Origin of the sequence: Streptomyces triticirhizae, from assembly GCF_003696235.1 — a bacterium.
Lineage (GTDB): Bacteria > Actinomycetota > Actinomycetes > Streptomycetales > Streptomycetaceae > Streptomyces > Streptomyces triticirhizae.
This window is the reverse complement of sequence record NZ_RFFJ01000115.1, coordinates 1-20,943: the sequence shown is the minus strand read 5'-3', so window position 1 is coordinate 20,943 and position 20,943 is coordinate 1. Positions and strand designations below refer to the sequence as shown.

General features: G+C 72.4%; 18 protein-coding genes. 14 read left to right on the top strand and 4 right to left on the bottom strand.

The genetic code is table 11. From position 1 onward, the window contains the following. Window positions 1-40: 40 nt before the first annotated feature. The 9 genes from ftsW (at window position 41) to EBN88_RS19225 (ending at window position 8,608) form a co-directional block, all read left to right on the top strand. Window positions 41-1,321, top strand: coding sequence for a putative lipid II flippase FtsW (ftsW, locus tag EBN88_RS19265; protein ID WP_122185154.1), 1,281 nt, complete (start codon window positions 41-43; stop codon window positions 1,319-1,321). A 6-nt stretch (window positions 1,322-1,327) separates the two neighbouring features. Next, window positions 1,328-2,419 (top strand): undecaprenyldiphospho-muramoylpentapeptide beta-N-acetylglucosaminyltransferase, encoded by a 1,092-nt coding sequence (gene murG / locus EBN88_RS19260; protein WP_122185153.1) that lies wholly within the window; start codon window positions 1,328-1,330, stop codon window positions 2,417-2,419. A 35-nt stretch (window positions 2,420-2,454) separates the two neighbouring features. Further along, the gene (locus EBN88_RS19255; RefSeq protein WP_122185152.1) at window positions 2,455-3,273 is read left to right on the top strand and encodes a cell division protein FtsQ/DivIB; all 819 of its coding nucleotides are present in this window, start codon (window positions 2,455-2,457) and stop codon (window positions 3,271-3,273) included. Window positions 3,274-3,564: 291 nt separating this feature from the next. Next, entirely contained in the window at window positions 3,565-4,800 is a 1,236-nt protein-coding gene (gene ftsZ, locus EBN88_RS19250; RefSeq protein WP_122185151.1) for a cell division protein FtsZ, read from the top strand. Beyond that, complete coding sequence (gene pgeF / locus EBN88_RS19245) at window positions 4,797-5,528, top strand: peptidoglycan editing factor PgeF (protein WP_122185150.1); 732 nt, start codon at window positions 4,797-4,799, stop codon at window positions 5,526-5,528. The genes ftsZ and pgeF overlap by 4 nt, the downstream gene beginning before the upstream one ends. Then, on the top strand, window positions 5,525-6,256 hold the full coding sequence (locus tag EBN88_RS19240; protein WP_122185156.1) for a YggS family pyridoxal phosphate-dependent enzyme: 732 nt from the start codon (window positions 5,525-5,527) through the stop codon (window positions 6,254-6,256). Before pgeF ends, EBN88_RS19240 begins: the two co-directional genes overlap by 4 nt. Before the next feature lie 131 nt (window positions 6,257-6,387). After that, window positions 6,388-7,011, top strand: coding sequence for a cell division protein SepF (locus EBN88_RS19235; RefSeq protein ID WP_122185149.1), 624 nt, complete (start codon window positions 6,388-6,390; stop codon window positions 7,009-7,011). Between the two features lie 75 nt (window positions 7,012-7,086). Next, window positions 7,087-7,374, top strand: a complete 288-nt coding sequence (locus tag EBN88_RS19230) for a YggT family protein (protein ID WP_122185148.1) — start codon at window positions 7,087-7,089, stop codon at window positions 7,372-7,374. 49 nt (window positions 7,375-7,423) lie between these two features. Then, on the top strand, window positions 7,424-8,608 hold the full coding sequence (locus EBN88_RS19225) for a DivIVA domain-containing protein (RefSeq protein WP_122185147.1): 1,185 nt from the start codon (window positions 7,424-7,426) through the stop codon (window positions 8,606-8,608). Between the two features lie 109 nt (window positions 8,609-8,717). On the opposite strand, the gene ileS is transcribed toward EBN88_RS19225, so the two are convergent. Further along, window positions 8,718-11,861 (bottom strand): isoleucine--tRNA ligase, encoded by a 3,144-nt coding sequence (gene ileS, locus EBN88_RS19220; protein ID WP_122185146.1) that lies wholly within the window; start codon window positions 11,859-11,861, stop codon window positions 8,718-8,720. Window positions 11,862-12,340: 479 nt separating this feature from the next. Between ileS and EBN88_RS19215 the strand changes: the two genes are divergently transcribed. From EBN88_RS19215 to EBN88_RS19200, 4 genes are read left to right on the top strand one after another with little or no spacing between them, the layout of a single operon-like run. Then, window positions 12,341-12,814 carry a TraR/DksA family transcriptional regulator gene (locus EBN88_RS19215; RefSeq protein ID WP_233580790.1) on the top strand — a complete coding sequence of 158 codons (474 nt, stop codon included), beginning with the start codon at window positions 12,341-12,343 and terminating at the stop codon, window positions 12,812-12,814. A 42-nt stretch (window positions 12,815-12,856) separates the two neighbouring features. Continuing rightward, window positions 12,857-13,498, top strand: coding sequence for a signal peptidase II (lspA, locus tag EBN88_RS19210; protein WP_122185145.1), 642 nt, complete (start codon window positions 12,857-12,859; stop codon window positions 13,496-13,498). A gap of 25 nt (window positions 13,499-13,523) precedes the next feature. Continuing rightward, entirely contained in the window at window positions 13,524-14,465 is a 942-nt protein-coding gene (locus tag EBN88_RS19205) for an RluA family pseudouridine synthase (RefSeq protein ID WP_122185144.1), read from the top strand. A 10-nt stretch (window positions 14,466-14,475) separates the two neighbouring features. After that, window positions 14,476-16,068 carry a Na+/H+ antiporter gene (locus EBN88_RS19200; protein WP_122185143.1) on the top strand — a complete coding sequence of 531 codons (1,593 nt, stop codon included), beginning with the start codon at window positions 14,476-14,478 and terminating at the stop codon, window positions 16,066-16,068. A gap of 51 nt (window positions 16,069-16,119) precedes the next feature. Here the strand turns inward: EBN88_RS19200 and EBN88_RS19195 are convergent, their stop codons facing one another. Beyond that, window positions 16,120-17,172, bottom strand: coding sequence for a mechanosensitive ion channel family protein (locus tag EBN88_RS19195; RefSeq protein ID WP_122185142.1), 1,053 nt, complete (start codon window positions 17,170-17,172; stop codon window positions 16,120-16,122). Between the two features lie 194 nt (window positions 17,173-17,366). Between EBN88_RS19195 and EBN88_RS19190 the strand changes: the two genes are divergently transcribed. Then, window positions 17,367-17,930, top strand: coding sequence for a dienelactone hydrolase family protein (locus EBN88_RS19190; protein WP_122185141.1), 564 nt, complete (start codon window positions 17,367-17,369; stop codon window positions 17,928-17,930). A 24-nt stretch (window positions 17,931-17,954) separates the two neighbouring features. Here the strand turns inward: EBN88_RS19190 and EBN88_RS19185 are convergent, their stop codons facing one another. Next, a complete protein-coding gene (locus EBN88_RS19185; RefSeq protein ID WP_122185140.1) occupies window positions 17,955-19,622 on the bottom strand; it encodes a serine/threonine-protein kinase in 1,668 nt (555 codons plus the stop codon). A gap of 125 nt (window positions 19,623-19,747) precedes the next feature. Beyond that, entirely contained in the window at window positions 19,748-20,671 is a 924-nt protein-coding gene (locus tag EBN88_RS19180; protein WP_122185139.1) for a thioredoxin domain-containing protein, read from the bottom strand. Window positions 20,672-20,943: the final 272 nt, after the last annotated feature.

Here is a 20,943-nt window from a genome sequence, read left to right as displayed (position 1 = left end):
GGCGGCGCGCGGCGCCCAACGGGAGCGCGCCGCGCGCCCGGTGCGGGAACGTCGGCGCGAGATCCCCGCCGCGCGCCCGGTGCGCGGGCCGCGCCCGCCCCGGTTCATCGAACGCCTCCGCGCCGCCTGGGACCGCCCGCTGACCGCCTACTACGTGCTGCTGGGCACCACCGCGCTGATCACCCTGCTCGGCCTGGTGATGGTCTTCTCCGCCTCCCAGATCCAGGCCCTCCGCTTCCAACACCCGGCCACCTTCTACTTCCGCAAGCAGCTGCTGGCCGCCGTCCTCGGCGCCGTGCTGCTGCTGATCGCCTCCCGCGTCCCGGTGCGGCTGCTGCGCGCGCTGACCTACCCGTTCCTCGCCTTCGCCGTGGTGCTGCTGGTGCTCGTCCAGGTCCCCGGCATCGGCGTCGAGGTCAACGGCTCCACCAGCTGGATCGCCGTCGGCGGATCGTTCCAGCTCCAGCCCAGCGAGTTCGGCAAGCTGGGCCTGCTGCTGTGGGGCGCCGACCTGCTGGCCCGCAAGGGCGAACGGGGGCTGCTCACCCAGTGGCGGCACCTGCTGATCCCGCTGATCCCCGGAGCCCTGCTGGTCTGCGGCCTGGTGATGGTCGGCGGCGACATGGGCACCGTGATGATCCTGGTCGGCATCCTCTTCTCGCTGCTGTGGCTGGCCGGCGCCCCCACCCGGCTCTTCGGCGGGGTGCTCGCCGCCGCCGCCGTCCTCTTCGTGCTCTTCGTCACCACCGCCCCGCACCGGATGGACCGCCTCGCCTGCCTGGGCGCCACCGACCCCGGCCCCAACGACCGCTGTTGGCAGGCCGTGCACGGGATCTACGCGCTGGCCTCCGGGGGCTGGTTCGGCTCGGGGCTCGGCGCCAGCGTGGAGAAATGGGGCGAACTACCCGAGCCTCACACGGACTTCATCTTCGCCATCACCGGGGAGGAGCTGGGACTTGCGGGGACGCTGTCGGTCCTCGGTCTCTTCGCGGCTCTAGGCTATGCGGGTATCCGCGTGGCCGGACGCACGGAGGACCCCTTCGTGAGGTACGCCGCGGGAGGTGTGACCGCCTGGCTGATGACCCAGACCGTGATCAACATCGGTGCCGTGCTGGGTCTGCTGCCGATCGCCGGTGTGCCCCTCCCGCTGTTCTCCTACGGGGGTTCCGCCCTGCTGCCCACCATGTTCGCCGTCGGACTGCTGATCGCCTTCGCGCGCGGCGAGCCGGCGGCCAGGGCCGCCCTGGCCATGCGGTCGGAAGGGCACAGAAGAAAGACGATGAGACGGCGTGCGAGGTCGACGCCGTCCGGAGAGCGGTGAAATTCGGTGCATGTAGTCCTCGCTGGCGGAGGGACCGCCGGCCACATCGAGCCCGCGCTCGCCCTGGCGGACGCCCTGCGCAGACACGATCCGACGGTGGGCATCACGGCCCTCGGCACGGAGCGTGGCCTGGAGACCCGTCTGGTGCCGGAGCGGGGCTACGAGTTGGGGCTGATCCCCGCCGTGCCGCTGCCGCGCAAACCCACCCCCGAACTGATCACCGTGCCCGGCAGGTTGCGGGGCACCATCAAGGCGGCCGAGGAGATCATCGAACGCACCAAGGCCGACTGCGTGGTGGGCTTCGGCGGCTATGTCGCGCTGCCCGGCTATCTCGCCGCCAAGCGGCAGCGGGTGCCGATCGTGGTGCACGAGGCCAACGCCCGCCCCGGGCTCGCCAACCGGATCGGCGCGCGCTACACCCGCTTCGTCGCCGTCTCCACCCCGGACAGCAAGCTGCGGCACGCGCGCTACGTGGGCATCCCGCTGCGCCGTTCCATCGCCACGCTCAACCGCGCCGCCACCCGCGCCCAGGCGCGTTCCTACTTCGGCCTGGACGCCAACCTGCCGACGCTGCTGGTCTCCGGCGGCTCCCAGGGCGCCCGCCGCCTCAACGAGGTGATCGCCGCCGCCGTCCCCGTGCTCCAGCGCTCCGGGGTCCAGGTGCTGCACGCGGTCGGCCCGAAGAACGAGCTGCCCCAGGTGGACACCATGCCGGGGATGCCGCCCTACGTCCCGGTCGCCTATGTGGACCGGATGGACCTGGCCTACGCGGCGGCCGACATGATGCTCTGCCGGGCCGGCGCCATGACCGTCGCCGAACTGTCCGCCGTGGGCCTGCCGGCCGCCTATGTCCCGCTGCCCATCGGCAACGGCGAACAGCGGCTCAACGCCCAGCCGCTGGTCAAGGCGGGCGGCGGACTGCTCATCGACGACGCCGAGCTGACCCCCGAGTGGGTCAGGGAGAACGTGCTGCCGGTGCTCACCGACGCCGGCCGACTGCACGCGATGTCCAACGCGGCCGCCGAGTTCGGCCGCAGGGACGCGGACGACCTGCTGGTCGGCATGGTGCACGAGGCCATCGCGGCGCGCCGGGGCTAGCGACACGGAACGCGCGAGGCAAGGGAGTTGGGAGCGTGGCCGGAGTAACGACCGCCGAACGCGGCGGTGAACGCCGTCAGTCGGACGCCGGCCCGCCCTCCCGGCGCCCGCCCCGGCGCGGCCCGGCCTGGCTGCCCAGGCCCCGCGTGCTGCTGGCGTGGACGGTGCTGGCGGCCCTGCTGGGCGGCTTCGGCACCTGGGCGCTCTACGGCTCCGACTGGCTGCGGATCGACCGGGTCTCGGTCAACTGGACGGAGGGACCAAGGGAGTTGACTGAGGAGGAGATCCTCGCCGCCGCCTCGGTGCCGGTCGGCTCCCCGATGGCCTCGCTGGACAAGGGCGCCGTCGGCGCCCGGCTGCTGGCCGAGCTGCCGCGCCTGGACAGCGTGCGGGTGGTGCGCGCCTGGCCCGACGGGGTCTCGCTGAAGGTCGTCGAGCGGGTGGCCGTGCTCCAGGAGGTCACCGCCGACGGCTTCGCCGAGGTCGACGACGACGGGGTGGCCTTCGCCGAGAACCCCGCCGCGCTGGACGGCGTTCCGTTGCTCGAACTGCGGGAGCCGACGGCGGGGAACGAGGCGAGCTGGCGGCGGTTCGGCGAGGAGCGGCTGCGCGCCGAGGCCGCCTCGGTGCTGGCCGCGCTGCCCGGTGAGGTGCGGGACGACCTCCGGGTGGTCTCGGTCGCCTCCTTCGACGCCATCACGCTGGAGTTGTCGCGCGACCGCACCGTCCGCTGGGGCAGCGCCGAGGACTCCGACGCCAAGGCCGAGGCGCTGCGTACGCTGTTCAACGCGGCAGGAGACGCACGGCACTTCGACGTCAGCGCGCCCAGCGTCCCGGCCGCGTCGGGGGGTTGACCACCGTTGACCACGCGTCACATCGCCGCAGGCCACACCCTGGTTGACGGTTCCGGGCCGTGATCACATAGGGTGAAAAGAAAAACAGGAGGTTCGGCGTGTTCGTTGAACGCGCACCACTTATCGACTTAGTGTCCGTTCCTAGGAATCCAAGGATCGGCAAGCACAGGTAACCCTAAACTTGAGCGATAGGGTTCGGGACGGCTTATCCCCCGTCCCATCGGCATCAGTCGGCGCGCTGCGGCATCACGTGGAGCGGCGACACGTAAATCGAGGCGAGAGGCCTTCGACGTGGCAGCACCGCAGAACTACCTCGCAGTCATCAAGGTCGTCGGTATCGGCGGCGGTGGCGTCAACGCCATCAACCGGATGATCGAGGTCGGTCTCAAGGGCGTCGAGTTCATCGCGATCAACACCGATGCGCAGGCGCTGCTGATGAGCGACGCCGACGTCAAGCTGGACGTCGGCCGCGAACTGACCAGGGGTCTCGGCGCCGGCGCCAACCCCGAGGTGGGACGCAAGGCTGCCGAGGACCACCGCGAGGAGATCGAGGAGGTCCTCAAGGGGGCCGACATGGTCTTCGTCACGGCGGGGGAGGGCGGCGGCACCGGCACGGGCGGCGCCCCGGTGGTGGCGAACATCGCACGTTCCCTGGGGGCCCTGACCATCGGCGTGGTCACCCGCCCGTTCACCTTCGAGGGCCGGCGGCGCGCCAACCAGGCCGAGGACGGCATCGCCAGCCTCCGCGACGAGGTCGACACCCTCATCGTCATCCCCAACGACCGACTGCTGTCGATCTCCGATCGGCAGGTGAGCGTTCTTGACGCCTTCAAGTCGGCCGACCAGGTGCTCCTCTCCGGTGTCCAGGGCATCACCGACCTGATCACCACCCCCGGCCTGATCAACCTCGACTTCGCCGACGTCAAGTCCGTTATGTCCGAGGCCGGTTCCGCCCTGATGGGGATCGGTTCGGCGCGCGGGGACGACCGCGCGGTGGCCGCCGCCGAGATGGCGATCTCCTCGCCGCTGCTGGAGGCGTCCATCGACGGCGCGCGGGGCGTCCTGCTGTCCATCTCCGGCGGCTCCGACCTCGGCCTCTTCGAGATCAACGAGGCCGCCCAACTCGTCAGCGAGGCCGCGCACCCGGAGGCCAACATCATCTTCGGCGCCGTGATCGACGACGCCCTGGGCGACGAGGTCAGGGTCACCGTGATCGCCGCCGGCTTCGACGGCGGCCAGCCGCCCTCCAGGAACCGCGACAAGAGCCTCGCCGGGTACGGCGCCAAGGACGAGTCGAGCACGCTGGGCGGCGAGCGGTCGAGCGAACCGGAGCCGGAGCGCCCGTCGTTCGGCGGCCTCGGCACCCTTCCGGCGCGCGAGCCCGCCTCGCTCTCCGACCGGGACGGCGAGCCCTCGCCGGTCGAGCCCGTCCGCGAGACGCCCAGGACGTCCCCGCAGGTCCCCCCGGCCCGCCCGTACGAGGGCGGTCAGGCCGAGGAACTCGATGTGCCCGACTTCCTGAAGTGATAACCCGAGAGAGCACCCCGAGCGGCGCGCACTTCGCCTTCACCGACAGGGAGGGCGGGGTGAGCGCCGCTCCCCGTGCCAGCCGCAACCTGGGCGACGCCGTGGGCGACGACCCGGCCGCCGTCGCCGCCAACCGCGCCGCCGTCGCGGCCGATCTGGGTCTCGAACCGGCCCGCGTGCGGTGGATGCGCCAGGTGCACGGCGGCGAGGTGGCGGTGGCCGAGGAGTCGCCGGCCAACGGTGAACCCCCCGAGGTGGACGGGCTGGTGACCGCCGAGCGCGGGCTGGCCCTGGCGGTGGTGACCGCCGACTGCGTTCCCGTGCTGGTGGCCGATCCGGAAGCCGGCGTGGCCGGCGCGGCGCACGCCGGCAGGCCGGGGCTGTTGGCCGGGGTGGTGCCGGCCACCGTCAAGGCGATGGTCGCGCTGGGCGCACGCCCGGAGCGGATGGTGGCGCGCACCGGGCCCGCGATCTGCGGCCGCTGCTACGAGGTTCCGGAGGAACTGGCCCGGCTGGCCGGCGAGGCGGTGCCCGGCAGTGGGACCACCACCTCCTGGGGGACCCCGGCGATCGACATCCCGGCGGGCGTGCGGCGGCAGTTGGCCGAGGCGGGCGTCGCCGACGTCGCCTCCTCGCCGGTCTGCACCCTGGAGTCTGAGGCGCACTTCTCCTACCGGCGTGCGTCAACCACCGGCCGGCAGGCCAGCTATGTGTGGGTGGCGCGATGACGGACAGGGGGGCGCGCGCCGCCGAGCTGGCCGCCAACCTCGCCCGGGTGGAGGAGCGCATCCAGGGGGCGTGCGAAGCGGCCGGGCGCGCCAGGTCCGAGGTGACCCTGGTGGTGGTCAGCAAGACGTATCCGGCCGAGGACGTCCGGCTGCTGGCCGGGCTCGGGGTGCGGGAATTCGCGGAGAACCGTGACCAGGAGGCCGTCGAAAAGGCCGCCGCGTGCGCGGATCTCCCGCTGGTCTGGCACTTTGTGGGGCAGTTGCAGACAAACAAGGCGCGTTCGGTGGCCGGTTATGCGGATTATGTGCATTCCGTGGATCGGATAAAGCTGGTCAACGCCCTGTCGGCAGCGGTGGGTCGACGGGAACGCCCCTCGCTGAACTGTCTGATTCAGGTCGCGTTGGAAAAGGAGTCGGGCCTGGGCGAGGGGCGCGGCGGGGCGGCTCCGGCCGAGGTGGGCGCGCTGGCCCGGGCGATCGTCGAGGCTCCCGGGCTGCGCCTGGCCGGGCTGATGACGGTCGCCCCGCTCTCCGGAGCCCTCGCGGGACGCCCGGCGGCGGCCTTTGACCGACTGATAGAAATTTCCAGGGACCTGCGCACGACCGATCCTGCTGCGAACATGGTCTCTGCCGGCATGAGTGCCGATCTGGAGGAGGCGATCGCCGCGGGGGCGACACACGTACGCGTTGGGAGCGCGGTACTCGGCGTGCGCCCCGCCCTCGGGTAACGTCGCCAAACGAGGGGCCACAGTCGAAAATATGGTCATTCCCGAGTAATTCGGGCAGGTTAGCGCAGATATCGTGGATCTCCCGGCCCTTCCGGCCGAAGCCGATCCACCACAGAGCGGAGGACGCAAGCGTGGCTGGCGCGATGCGCAAGATGGCGGTCTACCTCGGCCTCGTGGAGGACGACGGCTACGACCGCCCGGGGTACGGCCCCGATGACGAGTTCGAACCCGAGCCCGAGCCGGAGCGGAACAGGCGCCAGGCGGCGCACGAACCCCCGGCGAGAGAACGCGCGGACGAGCCGGCCCGGGTGATCCACCCGCCGGCCCAACGGGAGACGGAGCCGACACCCGCTCCCGTGCTGACGGAGAGCAGACGGCCCGGGAGGATCGCTCCCGTGTCTTCCATCACACCAGAACGCCAGAACGTGGAGAAGAGCGCGCCGGTGATCATGCCCAAGGTCGTGTCAGAGCGGGAGCCGTACCGGATCACCACGCTGCACCCCAGGACCTACAACGAGGCCCGTACCATCGGGGAACACTTCCGCGAGGGGACCCCGGTGATCATGAATCTGACCGAGATGGACGACACGGACGCGAAGCGACTTGTCGACTTTGCGGCTGGTCTGGTCTTCGGTCTGCATGGCAGCATCGAGCGAGTGACACAGAAGGTCTTCCTGTTGTCGCCTGCTAACGTCGATGTAACGGCGGAGGACAAGGCCCGCATCGCTGAGGGTGGGTTCTTCAACCAGAGCTGACAGCAGGCGCATCGGAAGACGGAGTTGTGACCCGGCGCGAGGCCGGGCACGGACCAGGGGAGAGGTACCGGCGGGATGGGCATCGTTCAACAAGTGCTGTTGATCGCCTTGTACTGCTTCCTCGGGCTGCTGCTCTTCCGACTCGTGATGGACTGGGTCCAGTTGTTCGCGCGCTCCTGGTCGCCCGGCAGCAAGCCGATGATTGTCGCCCTGGAAGCCACCTACACTGTCACAGATCCGCCACTGAAGACGCTGCGGAGGGTCCTCCCTCAGCTGCGCTTCGGGGGTGTGGCGCTTGATCTGTCCTTCTTCGTGTTGATGATCATCGTCTACATCCTGATCAACGTCGTGGCCAGCCTGTGAACGAGTACGGTCTTGCCGCTATGCCGACGATTTACGTTGAGGTGAAGAGATGCCGCTGACCCCCGAGGACGTGCGGAACAAGCAGTTCACGACCGTCCGTCTGCGAGAAGGCTACGACGAGGACGAGGTCGATGCCTTCCTCGACGAGGTTGAGGCGGAGCTGACCAGGCTGCTCCGAGAGAACGAGGATCTGCGCGCCAAGTTGGCCGCCGCCACCAGAGCGGCCGCGCAGAACCAACAGAACATGCGCAAACCGGAGCCGCAGGAGCGGCCTGGCGGGCCCGGTGGCGGGCCCATGCCGGCCATATCAGGTCCGGGCCAGCAGCAGCAGATGGGCGGCCCGCCCCAGCTGCCCGCCGGCCCCGGTGGCCCGCAGGGTCATGGCCCCGGTGGGCCTGGCCCCATGGGTGGCCCCGGTGGCCCTGGTCCGATGGGCGGTCCCGGTGGCCCGATGGGCGGCCCCGGCGGCCAGCAACACCCCGGCGCCCCGGTGCCGATGGGTGGACACGGTGGCCCCGGCGGTCCCGGCGGTCCCGGCCCGATGGGCGGCCACGGCCCGATGCAGCAGCCCGGCGGCGGCAACGAGAGCGCCGCGCGGGTGCTGTCGTTGGCCCAGCAGACCGCCGACCAGGCGATCGCCGAGGCGCGTTCCGAGGCGAACAAGATCGTCGGTGAGGCCCGTAGCCGCGCCGAGGGTCTGGAGCGGGACGCCCGTGCCAAGGCCGACGCCCTGGAGCGGGACGCGCAGGAGAAGCACCGTGTCGCGATGGGCTCCCTGGAGTCCGCCCGCGCCACGCTGGAGCGCAAGGTCGAGGACCTGCGCGGCTTCGAGCGCGAGTACCGCACCCGGCTGAAGTCGTATCTGGAGAGCCAGCTGCGGCAGTTGGAGAGCCAGTCCGACGACTCGCTCGCCCCGCCCCGCTCGCCCGCCGCGCCGGCGCCCTCGCTGCCGCCTTCGCCGCAGCCCTCGCTGGCCTCGGCCGGCGCGCCCACCGGCGGCCCGGGCAACGGCACCCTCGGCGGACACCAGTCCCTCGGCGGCAACCAGCAGATGGGCGGCCACGGCGGTCACGGCGGCCCCGGCCCCAACGGCCCCTCGTCGTACGGCGGTCAGCAGCAGATGTCGCCGGCGATGACGCAGCCGATGGCGCCGGTGCGGCCGCAGGGCCCGCAGCCGGTGCAGCAGGCGCCGTCGCCGATGCGCGGCTTCCTGATCGACGAGGACGACAACTGACGCCGGGTCGCGCCGGCTCGAGGCCGGCCGACCGTTCGGCATAGACGGTCAGATCATCGAGGGGCGGGCCCGGACTCCGAGGAGTCCGGGCCCGCCCCTTCGCGTGATCTCAGACGCGGCGCAGCCAGAAGGTGGCGCCCAGCGCCTCGTCGCCGAACGGGCCCAGGAAGTCGTCCCCGCCGGTGCCCTCGGCGAAGTCGCTCGCCAGCACCTCGCTGGAGACCAGCGCCTGGTGGTCGGTCAACGCCCGCGCCATCTCCTCGTCCTCGGAGGTCCAGCGGACCGCGATCCGGTCGGCGACCTCCAGACCACTGTTCTTCCGCGCCTCCTGGATCAGCCGGATCACGTCCCTGGCCAGCCCGGCCCGGCGCAGCTCCGGGGTGATCTCCAGGTCCAGCGCGACCGTCGCGCCGGTGTCCGAGGCCACCGCCCAGCCCTCGCGGGGGGTCTCGGTGATGATGACCTCCTCCGGGCTGAGCGCGACCCGTTCTCCGTCGACCTCCACAGAGGCCGAGCCGGTGCGCAGCGCCGCCGACAGCTCGGCGGCGTCCGCCTCGGCGATGGCGCGGGCGACGGGCTGGGTGCCCTTGCCGAAACGGCGGCCCAGCGCGCGGAAGTTGGCCTTCGCCGAGGTGTCGACGAGCGAGCCGCCCATCTCGGCCAGGCCGCCGAGCGCGACCACGTTCAGCTCCTCGGCGATCTGCTCGCGCAGGTCGTCGCCGAGCAGCTCGAAGCCCTGGGCCGCGACCAGCGCCCGGCTCAGCGGCTGGCGGGTCTTCACGCCGGACTCGGCGCGGGTGGCCCGGCCCAACTCGACCAGCCTGCGCACCAGCAGCATGTCGCTGGAGAGGTCGGCGTCGACCAGCGAGGGGTCGGCCTCCGGCCAGGTCGCCAGGTGCACCGAGTCGGGGGCGTCCGGGGTCACCGGCACCACCAGGTCCTGCCAGACCCGCTCGGTGATGAACGGGACCAGCGGCGCCATCAGCCGGGTCACCGTCTCCAGCACGTCGTGCAGGGTGCGCAGCGCGGCCGGGTCGGCCTGCCAGAAGCGGCGCCGGGAGCGGCGGACATACCAGTTGGAGAGGTCGTCGACAAAGGTGGATACCAGCTTGCCGGCGCGCTGGGTGTCGAAGTTCTCCATGGCCTCGGTGACCATCTTGACCAGCGCGTTCAGCTCGCTCAGCACCCAGCGGTCCAGCAGCGGCCGGTCGGCCGGCGCCGGGTCGCTCCCGCCGGGCGCCCAGCCGCCGGTGCGGGCGTAGAGGGCCTGGAAGGCCACCGTGTTCCAGTAGGTGAGCAGCGTCTTGCGCACCACCTCCTGGATCGTGCCGTGTCCGACCCTGCGGGCCGCCCACGGGGAGCCGCCGGCCGCCATGAACCAGCGCACCGCGTCCGCGCCGTGCTGTTCCATCAGCGGGATCGGCTCCAGGATGTTGCCCAGGTGCTTGGACATCTTCCGGCCGTCCTCGGCGAGGATCAGCCCGAGGCAGACCACCGACTCGTAGGACGAGCGGTCGAAGACCAGGGTGCCGACGGCCATCAGCGTGTAGAACCAGCCGCGGGTCTGGTCGATGCCCTCGCAGATGTACTGCGCCGGGTAGTGCCGCTCGAACATCTCCCGGTTGCGGTACGGGTATCCCCACTGCGCGAACGGCATCGAGCCCGAGTCGTACCAGCCGTCGATCACCTCCGGCACCCGCTCGGCGGTCAGCGCGCAGCCCTCGGCCGGGCAGTCGAAGGTGACCGCGTCGACATAGGGCCGGTGCGGGTCGAGGCCCGACTGGTCGGCGCCGGTCAGCTCGCTCAGCTCGGCCAGCGAGCCGACGCAGGTGAGGTGGCCGTCCGCGCAGCGCCAGATGGGCAGCGGGGTGCCCCAGTAGCGGTTGCGGGAGAGCGCCCAGTCCACGTTGTTGTTGAGCCAGTCCCCGTAGCGGCCGTGCTTGACGGACTCCGGGTACCAGGCGGTGCGCTCGTTCTCCCGCAGCAGCTTGTCGCGCACGGCGGTGGTGCGGATGTACCAGGACGGCTGTGCGTAGTAGAGCAGCGGGGTGTGGCACCGCCAGCAGTGTGGATAGCTGTGCTCGTAGGCGACGTGCGCGAACAGCAGCCCGCGCGCGGCCAGGTCGGCGGTCAGCGCCTCGTCCGCCTTCTTGAAGAACTGGCCGCCGACCAGCTCAAGGCCCTCCTCGAAGGTGCCGTTGGCGCGGACCGGGTTGAGCACCGGCAGGCCGTAGGAGCGGCAGGTCCGCAGGTCGTCCTCGCCGAAGGCGGGGGACTGGTGGACCAGCCCGGTGCCGTCCTCGGTGGTGACATAGTCGGCGTTCACCACGTAGTGCGCGTCCGAGCCGCCGAAGTCCAGCGACTGGAACGGGCGTTGGTAGGTCCAGCGCTCCATCTCGGCGCCGGTGAACGTCTCGCCCGTCCGCTCCCAGCCCTCGCCCAGGGCCCGCTCCACCAGCGGCTCGGCGACGACGAGGCGCTCCTCGCCGTTGGCCGCCACGACGTAGGTGACCTCGGGGTGGGCGGCGACCGCCGTGTTGGAGACCAGCGTCCAGGGGGTGGTCGTCCACACCAGCAGCGCGGCCCGGCCGGCCAGCGGGCCCGAGGTGAGCGGGAAGCGGACATAGACGGAGGGGTCGACGACCGTCTCGTAGCCCTGCGCCAGCTCGTGGTCCGACAGCCCCGTCTCGCAGCGCGGGCACCAGGGGGCCACCCGGTGGTCCTGGACGAGCAGGCCCCTGTCGAAGATCTGCTTGAGCGACCACCAGACCGACTCGATGTACTCGGGGTCCATGGTGCGGTAGGCGTTCGGCAGGTCGACCCAGTAGCCCATGCGGCGGGTCAGCTCGTCGAACGCGTCGGTGTGGCGGGTCACCGACTCGCGGCACCTGGCGTTGAACTCGGCGATGCCGTACGCCTCGATGTCCTGCTTGCCGGTGAAGCCCAGCTCCTTCTCCACGGCCAGCTCGACGGGCAGGCCGTGGCAGTCCCAGCCGGCCTTCCGCGTCACGTGGTAGCCGCGCATGGTGCGGAAGCGGGGGAAGACGTCCTTGAAGACCCGGGCCTCGATGTGGTGGGTGCCGGGCCGGCCGTTGGCGGTGGGCGGGCCCTCGTAGAAGACCCACTCGGGGCGGCCCTCGGACTGCTCCAGGCTGCGGGCGAAGGTCTTGTTCCGCTCCCACAGCTCCAGGATCTCGTGCTCCAGGGCGGGCAACTCCACCTGGGGCGGTACATGGCGGTACTGCTGCGTCATCGGATCGTCCTCCGGCGGGACACCTGCGTGCGTTCTCCGTCCGGAGGGACGAGAGCGCGCGCTCCCGCGGTACCACCCTCCTTGGCCGGGGCCGCCAACTGGCCTGCCCGACCCGCTCGTTGGGCCGCGATGCCGGATCTACTCACCCGCGTGGGGCTTTCTGCCGGCGGCTCCGGGGTGATCTTCACGTCGGGCCGGCCCCCGGGCTTCCACCGTCCCCGGGTCGCTGCGGGCCGCCTGACGACGCTACTCGTCCCCATCAACGCCTCTCGCGGGTCCCAGTGTACGGGCGTCCGGCGGGCGCCGGTGACCGGTTATCCCGGGGCCGGGCGGGGCACAACGCAGGTGCGGTCCGGCGTGGCCTCGCGGCGGAGCCCCATGGTCGACTTATCGTTCCGGACACGATTCGCCAGCAAGATCACACTATGTGAAGGGATCGCGTCAGCGACGCGGGGGCCCGGGCAGACAGGAGCCGAGCAGTGGCAACGAAGAAGAGCACCACGCGACAGCCGGAACCGGGGGCCGAGGCCACCGGCACCATGGCCCCGCCCCACCCGGGCGACCTCGCGGTCCGCGCGGGGGAGGAGCCGTGGACCCCGGAGGAGGTCGCCGAGGCCCGTGCGGGGCTGACCGCCGAGGCCGACCGGCTGCGCGAGGAGATCAGCGCGGCGGAGGAGGCGCTGACCGGGCTGATGCGGGACTCGGGCGACGGCGCCGGCGACGACCAGGCGGACACCGGCTCGAAGAACGCGACCCGCGAGCACGAGATGGCGCTGACCACCAACAACCGGGAGATGCTGTACCAGACCGAGCGCGCGCTGCGCCGCATCGAGGCCGGCACCTACGGCCTCTGCGAGAGCTGCGGCGACCCGATCGGCAAGGCACGGATGCAGGTCTTCCCCCGGGCCACGCTCTGCGTGGACTGCAAGCAGAAACAGGAGCGGCGGCTCTGACGGACTTCCGAGCCTCGCACGGCCGTGTCGTACCCTCGTTCCGTGAGCGAGGCGGAGCGAACCATCGAGACCCCCGAAGAGCCCGAGCCGGTCGCCGAGGACCCCGGGGACGCCGTGCGTGAGGACGACTCCGCGGCCGATGACTCCAAGCCCGCCGAGGAGGCCGGCCGGGACGAGCCGGCCGCGCGCGGCCCGCGCCGGGTCGGGGTGCTGGTCGCCGTCGCCGGCCTCGCCTACCTGCTGGACCTGGCCACCAAGCTCTGGGTGGTCGACTACCTGGAGAACCCGGACCCCAACCGCGAGATCGAAGTGATCGGAGAGTGGCTCCGGTTCGTGGCGGTGCGCAACCCGGGCGCGGCCTTCGGCTTCGGCGAGACGCTGACCGTCGTCCTCACCTGCGTCGCCACCGCCGTGATCGTGGTGATCATCCGGCTGGCTCGCAAGCTCTACAGCGCGCCCTGGGCGGTGGCGCTCGGGCTGCTGCTGGGCGGGGCGCTGGGCAACCTCACCGACCGGCTGCTGCGTTCCCCCGGCGTCTTCGAGGGGCACGTGGTCGACTTCATCGCCCCCAAGCACTTCGCCGTCTTCAACCTGGCGGACTCCGCGATCGTCTGCGGCGGCATCCTGATCGTGCTGCTCTCCTTCCGTGGCCTGGACCCTGACGGGACCGTGCACCGGGACTGACTCCGTTTCGGGCATACTCGATCGGGTGAGCACGCTTCCCGAAACCCGGACACTGCCCGTTCCCGAGGGACTGGAGGGGGAGCGGGTCGACGCCGCGCTCGCCAGGATGTTGGGGTTCTCCCGCACCAAGGCGGCCGAGCTGGCCGCCGCTGGCAAGGTGCGGCTCGACGGCGCCGAGGTGGGCAAGTCCGAGCGGGTGACCGGGGGTTCCTGGCTTGAGGTCGAGATGCCGGCGCCGCCGACCCCGGTGCGGGTGGTGGCCGAGCCGGTGCCGGGGATGGCGATCGTCCACGACGACGACGACCTCGTGGTCGTCGACAAGCCCGTCGGGGTCGCGGCGCACCCCAGCCCCGGCTGGCGCGGGCCGACCGTGATCGGCGGGCTGGCCGCCGCCGGCTACCGGATCGCCACCTCGGGCGCGGCCGAACGCCAGGGCGTGGTGCACCGGCTGGACGTGGGCACCTCGGGGCTGATGGCGGTCGCCAAGTCCGAGCTGGCCTACCGGGAGCTGAAGCGGCAGTTCCGCGACCGCACCGTGGACAAGCGGTACCACGCGGTCGCCCAGGGGCATCCGGACCCCCTCTCCGGAACCATCGACGCGCCCGTCGGCCGGCACCCGACCGCCGACTACAAGTGGGCGGTGGTCGCCGACGGCAAGCACGCGGTGACCCACTACGACCTGGTCGAGGCGTTCCGGGCGGCCAGCCTGCTCGACATCAGGCTGGAGACCGGACGCACCCACCAGATCCGGGTCCATCTGGCGGCGCACCGTCACCCCTGCGTCGGCGACCTCACCTACGGCGCCGACCCCACCCTCGCCAAGCGCCTCGGCCTGACCCGGCAGTGGCTGCACGCCGTGCGGCTGGGCTTCGCGCACCCGGCGGACGGCCGCTGGGTCGAGTTTGTCAGCGACTATCCGGACGACCTTGGCCGCGCCTTGGCCGTGCTGCGGGCGGAGAGCGCGTAGGAAGAACTACGTGGATCAACTCACTCTGCTCTTCGCCCTGTTGCTCGGCTCCGTCGTGATGGTGCCGCTGGCGGAGTGGCTGAGAGTGCCGCCGCCGGTGCTGATGACCGTCTTCGGCGGCGGGTTGGCGCTGCTGCCGGCGGTGCCGGACGTGTCGCTGCCGCCGGAGTTCATCCTCCCGCTGGTGCTGCCCCCGGTGCTCTACGCCGCCGTGCAGCGGACCTCCTGGCGGCAGTTCGCCGCCAACATCCGGCCGATCCTGCTGCTCGCCGTGGCGCTGGTCTTCGTCACCACGGCGGCGGTGGCCGCGGTGGCGCAGCTCGTGGTGCCGGACCTGCCGTTGGCGCCGGCGATCGCGCTGGGCGCGCTGGTCGCGCCGCCGGACCCGGTCGCGGCCACCGCCGTGGCCGGCCGGCTGGGGCTGCCGCGCCGGATGGTGTCGATCCTGGAGGGCGAGGGGCTCTTCAACGACGTCACCGCGATCACGCTCTACCACGTGGCCATCACCGCCGCCGTGACCGGCTCGTTCTCCGCCTGGGAGGCCGGCGGGGAGCTGGTGCTGTCGGCGCTGGTCGCGGTGGTGGTCGGGCTGGCCCTCGGCTGGCTCACCACCCGGCTGCTGGTGCTGCTGGGGGACGCGACGCTGCGCACCGGGCTGACGTTGCTGGCTCCGTTCGCCGCCTACGCGGTGGCCGAGGAGCTGCACGGCTCGGGTGTGCTCTCGGTGCTGGTCGCCGCGCTCTTCGTGGGCGAACGGGCCACCGACCCGGACGACGTGACGGGGCGGCTGACCGGGCAGAGCTTCTGGGCGGTGATGGACCTGCTGGTCACCGGCGTGGCGTTCGGCCTGATCGGCCTGGAGCTGAACGTGGTGCTCACCGCCGCCTCAGGGCGCTGGGGCGAACTGCTGCCCGCCGCCGGCCTGGTGCTGGTCGCCGTCGTGCTGGTGCGGCTGCTGTGGCTGCTGCCGGCGGCCTGGCTCGCCAAGCGGCTGCACCGCAGGGCCAACCTGGACGAGGACATCCCGCACAGCTGGCGGGAGACCGTGATCATGTGGTGGTCCGGGATGAGGGGCGTGGCCTCGGTGGCGCTGGCCCTGGCGGTGCCGCTGACCGTGGACGACGGGGGCGCCTTCCCGGAGCGGAACGCGATCATCTTCATCGCGTTCACGGTGGTGGTGGGCACCCTGCTGATCCAGGGGCTGACGCTGCCCTGGCTGGCGAACCGGCTCGGGGTGCGCGGGGACAGCCGCCGCGAGGAGGAGCTGGAGCACGAGCTGGCGGTGCGCGCGGCCAAGGCGGCCAAGCGCCGGCTGCGCGAGATCACCCACGAGATGGACCTCCCCGAGGAGACCAGCGAGGCGCTGCTGCGGCGCGCCTACGACATCGGGATGCGGCTCTCCCCGCGCGTCGCGGAGGAGGACCGGCGCGAGTACGCCACCCAACGCACCCAGCGGGTACGGGAGATGCAGCGCCTGCACTCGGAGCTGCTGTCGGCGGCCCGGCGCGCGGTCCTCGACGCCAGGGGCGAGCCGGGCACCGACCCCGAGGTGGTGGACCGGGTCCTCAACGAGCTGGACCGCCGCAGCCTGCCGCACGGCTGAGCCGCGCCGCGCGGGCTTCCGGACACGACCCGGTCCCGCGCGGGCTCGCGGTCACTTCTCCAGGGAGGGCGGCGTGGCGGCCGGGCCTGTGGCGACCCGGGGCAGGGCGTAGGGGTGGTTGTCCCGCAGCCAGGCGATCAGCTCCTCGCGGACCGCGCAGCGCAGCGTCCACACGTCGTCCGCGTTCCGCGCCGACATCGCGGCCCGCACCTGGATGGTGGTGGGCGTGGTGTCGGTGATCACCAGGCTCCAGCTGCGGCCGTCCCAGTCCTTGCGGCCCAGCAGGAACTCCTGGAGGTGCTTGCGGAGTTCGGCGACGGGCGCGGTGTGGTCCAGGTGGAGGAAGACCGTGCCGGTGATCTCGTGGCCGCCGCGCGACCAGTTCTCGTAGGGCTTGCTGTTGAAGTAGGAGACCGGCATGGTCAGCCGGCGGTCGTCCCAGATGCGGATCGTCAGGAACGCCAGCGAGATCTCCTCGACGGTGCCCCACTCGCCCTCGACCACCACGGTGTCGCCGATCTTCACCGAGTCGCCGAAGGCGACCTGGAGCCCGGCGAACAGGTTGCCCAGCATCGACTGGGCGGCCACGCCGGCGATGATGCCGATGACGCCGGCCGAGGCCAGCATCGAGGTGCCCAGCGCGCGGAGGTCGGGGAAGACCAGCAGTATCGCCACGGCGGCGGCGACCACCGCCAGCACGGAGGTGACGACCCGGCGCAGCATCACCAGCTGGGTGCGGAACTGCCGCACCCGCGCCTGGTCGTCGGTGCGCGCCGCGTAGCGGGTGAGGACGTTCTCCGCGACCGCGTCGGCCACCCGAATCGCCAGCCAGGCGGCGGCGGCGATGGTGACGGTGGCCAGCACGCTGTGCACCACGTCGTTCCGGCGCAGCTGGAGGTCGAACAGGTCGTAGGTGATCTGCACGGCGGCCGAGGCCAGCAGCACCTGGAGCGGCAGCTGGCAGCGGCGCAGCAGACCCCAGATGCGGGTCTCGCCGTGCCGGGCGTCGGCCATGCGCAGCATCCGGTCGATCAGCCAGCCTATGAGCAGGGTGAGCGTGATGGTGCCGCCGATCACCAGCAGCGGGCGCAGCACGTCATCCATCGGTTCCGTCTCCGCTTCTTCTTCCTGGTCCGGGTGGCCCGGGTCGGTGTGGCCCGGGGCGGTGCGTGCCGGGTCGTGCGTCCCGTTCGTTGTCGTCCCGGCCAGGCTAGCTGGCAGGATGGGCACTCCCGAGCCGCAGGGCTCGCGGACCAGGCCGGACGACGGGAAGGCGAGCCCCCACCGTGAGCGATGTCATGCTCCTCCACTCCGCTTACGGCCTACGGCCGGCGGTCCTGGCGGCGGCCGAGCGGCTGCGGGCCGCCGGGCACCGGGTGTGGACGCCGGACCTCTACGAGGGCCGAACGGCCGAGACCGTGGAGGAGGGGATGGCGATCAAGGACGAGATCGGGCGCGACGAACTGCTGCGGCGCGCGATCGCCGCCACCGCCCCGCACTCGGACGCGGGCGTCGTCTACGCCGGCTTCTCGCTGGGCGGCTCGCTGGCGCAGACCATCGCGCTCGGCGACGCCAGGGCGCGCGGCCTGCTGCTGCTCCACGGGACCTCGGACATCGCCCAGGACGCTGCGGTGGACGACCTGCCGACCCAGCTCCATGTCGCCGACCCCGACCCGTTCGAGCCGCACGACTGGCTGACCGCCTGGTATCTGCGGATGGGGCGGGCCGGGGCCGACGTGGAGGTCTTCCGCTACCCGGGCGCCGGGCACCTCTACACCGACCCCGAGCTGCCGGACTACGACGCCGAGGCCGCCGAGGAGACCTGGCGGATCGCGTTGGGCTTCCTCGCCGAGTTGGACTGACGCCGGTCGCGGGCGGGTTGTCCCTCAGTCCTCCTTGGCGCAGCGCCCGCTGCCGCCGCCGCTGGGGTCGCAGATCAGCGCCAGGTCGGCCGGGTCCTGGCTGAGGTAGCGGCCGACGCACTCGTTGCGGGTGGTCAGGCCCGCCTCGGCGCAACGGGCCACCGCCGCGCGGCCGTCGGCGAACGGGCCGGGCGCGTAGATCACCCAGTACCCCGGGTTGAGCGAGGCGTAGTCGTCGCTGAGCAGCACCTCGGCCTCGGGGACGTCGGCCCGGACGGCGGCCAGCCGGCGGTCCCTGGTCTCCACTCCGGTGCCGACCGGCTCGGAGAAGAGCTGCGCCACCCAGCGCCCGTCGGGCTCGGGATCGGGCTCCGGTTCCGGTTCCGTCGTCTCCTCGGTCTCCTCGGGGGTCGGCTCCGGCTCCTCCGACTCCTCGGGGGTCGGCTCGGGTTCGGTCTCGGTGTCGGACTCGACGGGGGAGGGCGGCGTCTGGTCCTCCTTCTCCTCCTCGGGCGTCGGCGCGGAGGCGTCGTCCGTCGGGCCGACCGTCGGGCCGGCCTCCACCCGTTCCTCGCCGCCTTCGCCGTCGCGCAGCAGCACCCAGGCGGTCGGCGTGCCGACCAGGAGCAGCGCGCTGGCCACCACGGCCACCGCGAGCAGGCCACGGGAGCGGCCGCCGCCGGGCGGCGCGGGCGGCCCGGCCGTGGTGGTCGGCGCGGTCGGCGTTGGCGTCGGGGACTGGGTTGGCGTCGGGGTCGGGGTCGCGGGGGGCGTGGGCGTTCCCGGTGGGGGCGCCGGCAGGGGCAGGTCCTGCTGGGTGGGCACCGGGGCAACGGGCGCCGGGGGCTGGCCCGTTGCCAGCCGAGCGGCCTCGGCCAGCATCGCGTCGAGTGCCTCGGCGTTGGGCCGGGCCGCCGGGTCGCGCTGGAGCAACGCCGTCAGCGCCCCGGTCAGCGGGCCCGAGCGCACCGGCGGGGGTATCGGGTCCTCCAGCACGGCGGTCAGGGTGGCCAGGGTGGTCTCCCGGCGCAGCGGCGAGTGGCCCTCGGTGAGGATGTAGAGCGTGATGCCCAGCGACCACAGGTCGGCCGCCGGGTCGTCGGGGGCGCCCCTGATCCGCTCGGGCGCCAGGTACTCGGGCGAGCCGACGATCCCGCCGGTGGCGGTGAGCGAGCTGGGCGCGCCGGACAGCGCGGCGATCCCGAAGTCGGTGAGCACCGCCGAACCGTCCTCGCGCAGCAGGATGTTGGCCGGCTTGATGTCGCGGTGGTGGATGCCGGCGGCGTGCGCCGCCCGTAGCGCGGAGAGCACGTCGCGCCCCCAGCGGATCACGTCCGCCGGCGCGACGGGGCCGCCCCGCGCCCTGGTGTGCAGGGTCTCGCCGGGCAGCAGCTCCATCACCAGCCAGGGGTGCGGGGCCACGTCCACGATGTGGTAGATCCGCACCACATGGGGGTGGGTGAGCCGGGCCAGGGCCCTGGCCTCGCGGAGCACCCGCTCGCGCAGCACCTCGGGCGGGGGAACGTGCCCGACGCCCTCGGGGTCCTCGCGGGGCCGCACCTCCTTCAGGGCGACCTCTCGGTGCAGCGCCACGTCCCGCGCGCACCAGACGGTGCCCATGCCGCCCCGGCCGAGCCGCCGCAGCAGCTCGAAGCGGCCGTCGATGATCTGTCCCCGTTCCGCCCCTGCCATGAGGCCCAAGCGTATGGCACCCGGCGGGGGCCGCCGACGCCAACGGGCGGGCGCACCCGGGACGTTGCCCGGGGCCCCGCCCGTCGGCGCGGCGCTGGGGTGAGGGCGGCCGTTGCCCGGTGCCGTTACTCGGTGCCGGACTCCTCCTCGATGCCTTCCTCGGGAGCCTCGCCGTCGCCCTCCTCGGTGCCTTCCTCGGCGCCGTCCTGCGGCTGGTCGTCCTCGACGAGCGTGGTGGCCAGCATCGCCTCCCAGTCGGCGGCGCTCCGAGGCGCCTCCACGACCTGCCCGTTGACCTTGATGGTCGGGGTACCGGAGACGTCCTCCGTCGCGTCGAACTTGTCCGACATCTGGAGCGCCCAGCCGGCGAACATGCTGTTGTTCACGGCCGTCTCGAAGTCGGTGTTGCCCTCCAACTCGGGCACGTTCTGCGCCAGTTCGATCAGCCGCTCGTCGCTCCCGAAGTCGTCCGTGGACTCCGAGGGGTGGTTGTCCACCGCGTAGAGCTGCTCGTGCAGGCCCTGGAACGCCTCCGGGCTCACGTCGAGCGCGGCGCCCAGCGCGGAGACCGCGTTCCGGGAGCCGGTGCCGCCGAGCCGCTCGTCCAGGAAGGTGCCGAAGACGTACTCGACGTTGTAGTCGCCGTTCTCGATGCCCTCGTGGATGGACTCGCCGACGCCCTGCTCGAACGCGGCGCAGGACGGGCAGCGCGGGTCCTCGTAGAGGGTGATGGTGTTGGCGGCCTCGGGGTCGCCGATCAGCACGGTCAGCCCGTCCTCGCCGGTGGTGTTGGAGGGCGCGGCGACGCTGTCGGCGTTCTCGTCGACCTCGGCGCGGACCGCGCCCCAGTCGGTGGCGTCCCCTTCGCTGCCGCCGTCCATGTTGGCGACGGCCACGCCTATGCCGGCGGCTATCGCGAGGATGGCCACCACCGAGCCGCCGACGACCAGTTGCCGGCGGATCTTCTCCTTCTTCTTCTGCTTCTGTCGCTCCGCGAGGAGCCGCTCACGGGCGGCGCGCTTGGCCTCTTGGGAGTTGCGCTTGCTCATGGGGATTCGACGTCTTTCGTCTCAGTGTTCGGGTCAGGGATGCGTGTCCGTGCGTGCCAGGGTGTGGCGTGCCGTCGCTCGGCGGGCGTGCCGAACGAGGGCGGTGACGCGTGGGTGGGGGCCGCGCTCTGCCGGGCGTGCGCCTCGGCGTGCCTCAGCGCGCGGCGGCGAGCGCCGGGGGTCCTCTGCGGAGCAGCGAGTGGACCAGCGGCGCGGTGGTCGGCCGCTGCGGGCGGGCGCTGGCCGGCGCCGGGCGCGGCGGCTCCTCGGCC

Coding starts and splice junctions, on each gene's coding strand:
- EBN88_RS19240 (WP_122185156.1), top strand. CDS start 5,525: ATGACGGACAGGGGGGCGCGCGCCGCCGAGCTGGCCGCCAACCTCGCC.
- EBN88_RS19195 (WP_122185142.1), bottom strand. CDS start 17,172: ATGGATGACGTGCTGCGCCCGCTGCTGGTGATCGGCGGCACCATCACG.
- EBN88_RS19180 (WP_122185139.1), bottom strand. CDS start 20,671: ATGAGCAAGCGCAACTCCCAAGAGGCCAAGCGCGCCGCCCGTGAGCGG.
- EBN88_RS19225 (WP_122185147.1), top strand. CDS start 7,424: ATGCCGCTGACCCCCGAGGACGTGCGGAACAAGCAGTTCACGACCGTC.
- ileS (WP_122185146.1), bottom strand. CDS start 11,861: ATGACGCAGCAGTACCGCCATGTACCGCCCCAGGTGGAGTTGCCCGCC.
- EBN88_RS19190 (WP_122185141.1), top strand. CDS start 17,367: ATGCTCCTCCACTCCGCTTACGGCCTACGGCCGGCGGTCCTGGCGGCG.
- EBN88_RS19185 (WP_122185140.1), bottom strand. CDS start 19,622: ATGGCAGGGGCGGAACGGGGACAGATCATCGACGGCCGCTTCGAGCTG.
- EBN88_RS19230 (WP_122185148.1), top strand. CDS start 7,087: ATGGGCATCGTTCAACAAGTGCTGTTGATCGCCTTGTACTGCTTCCTC.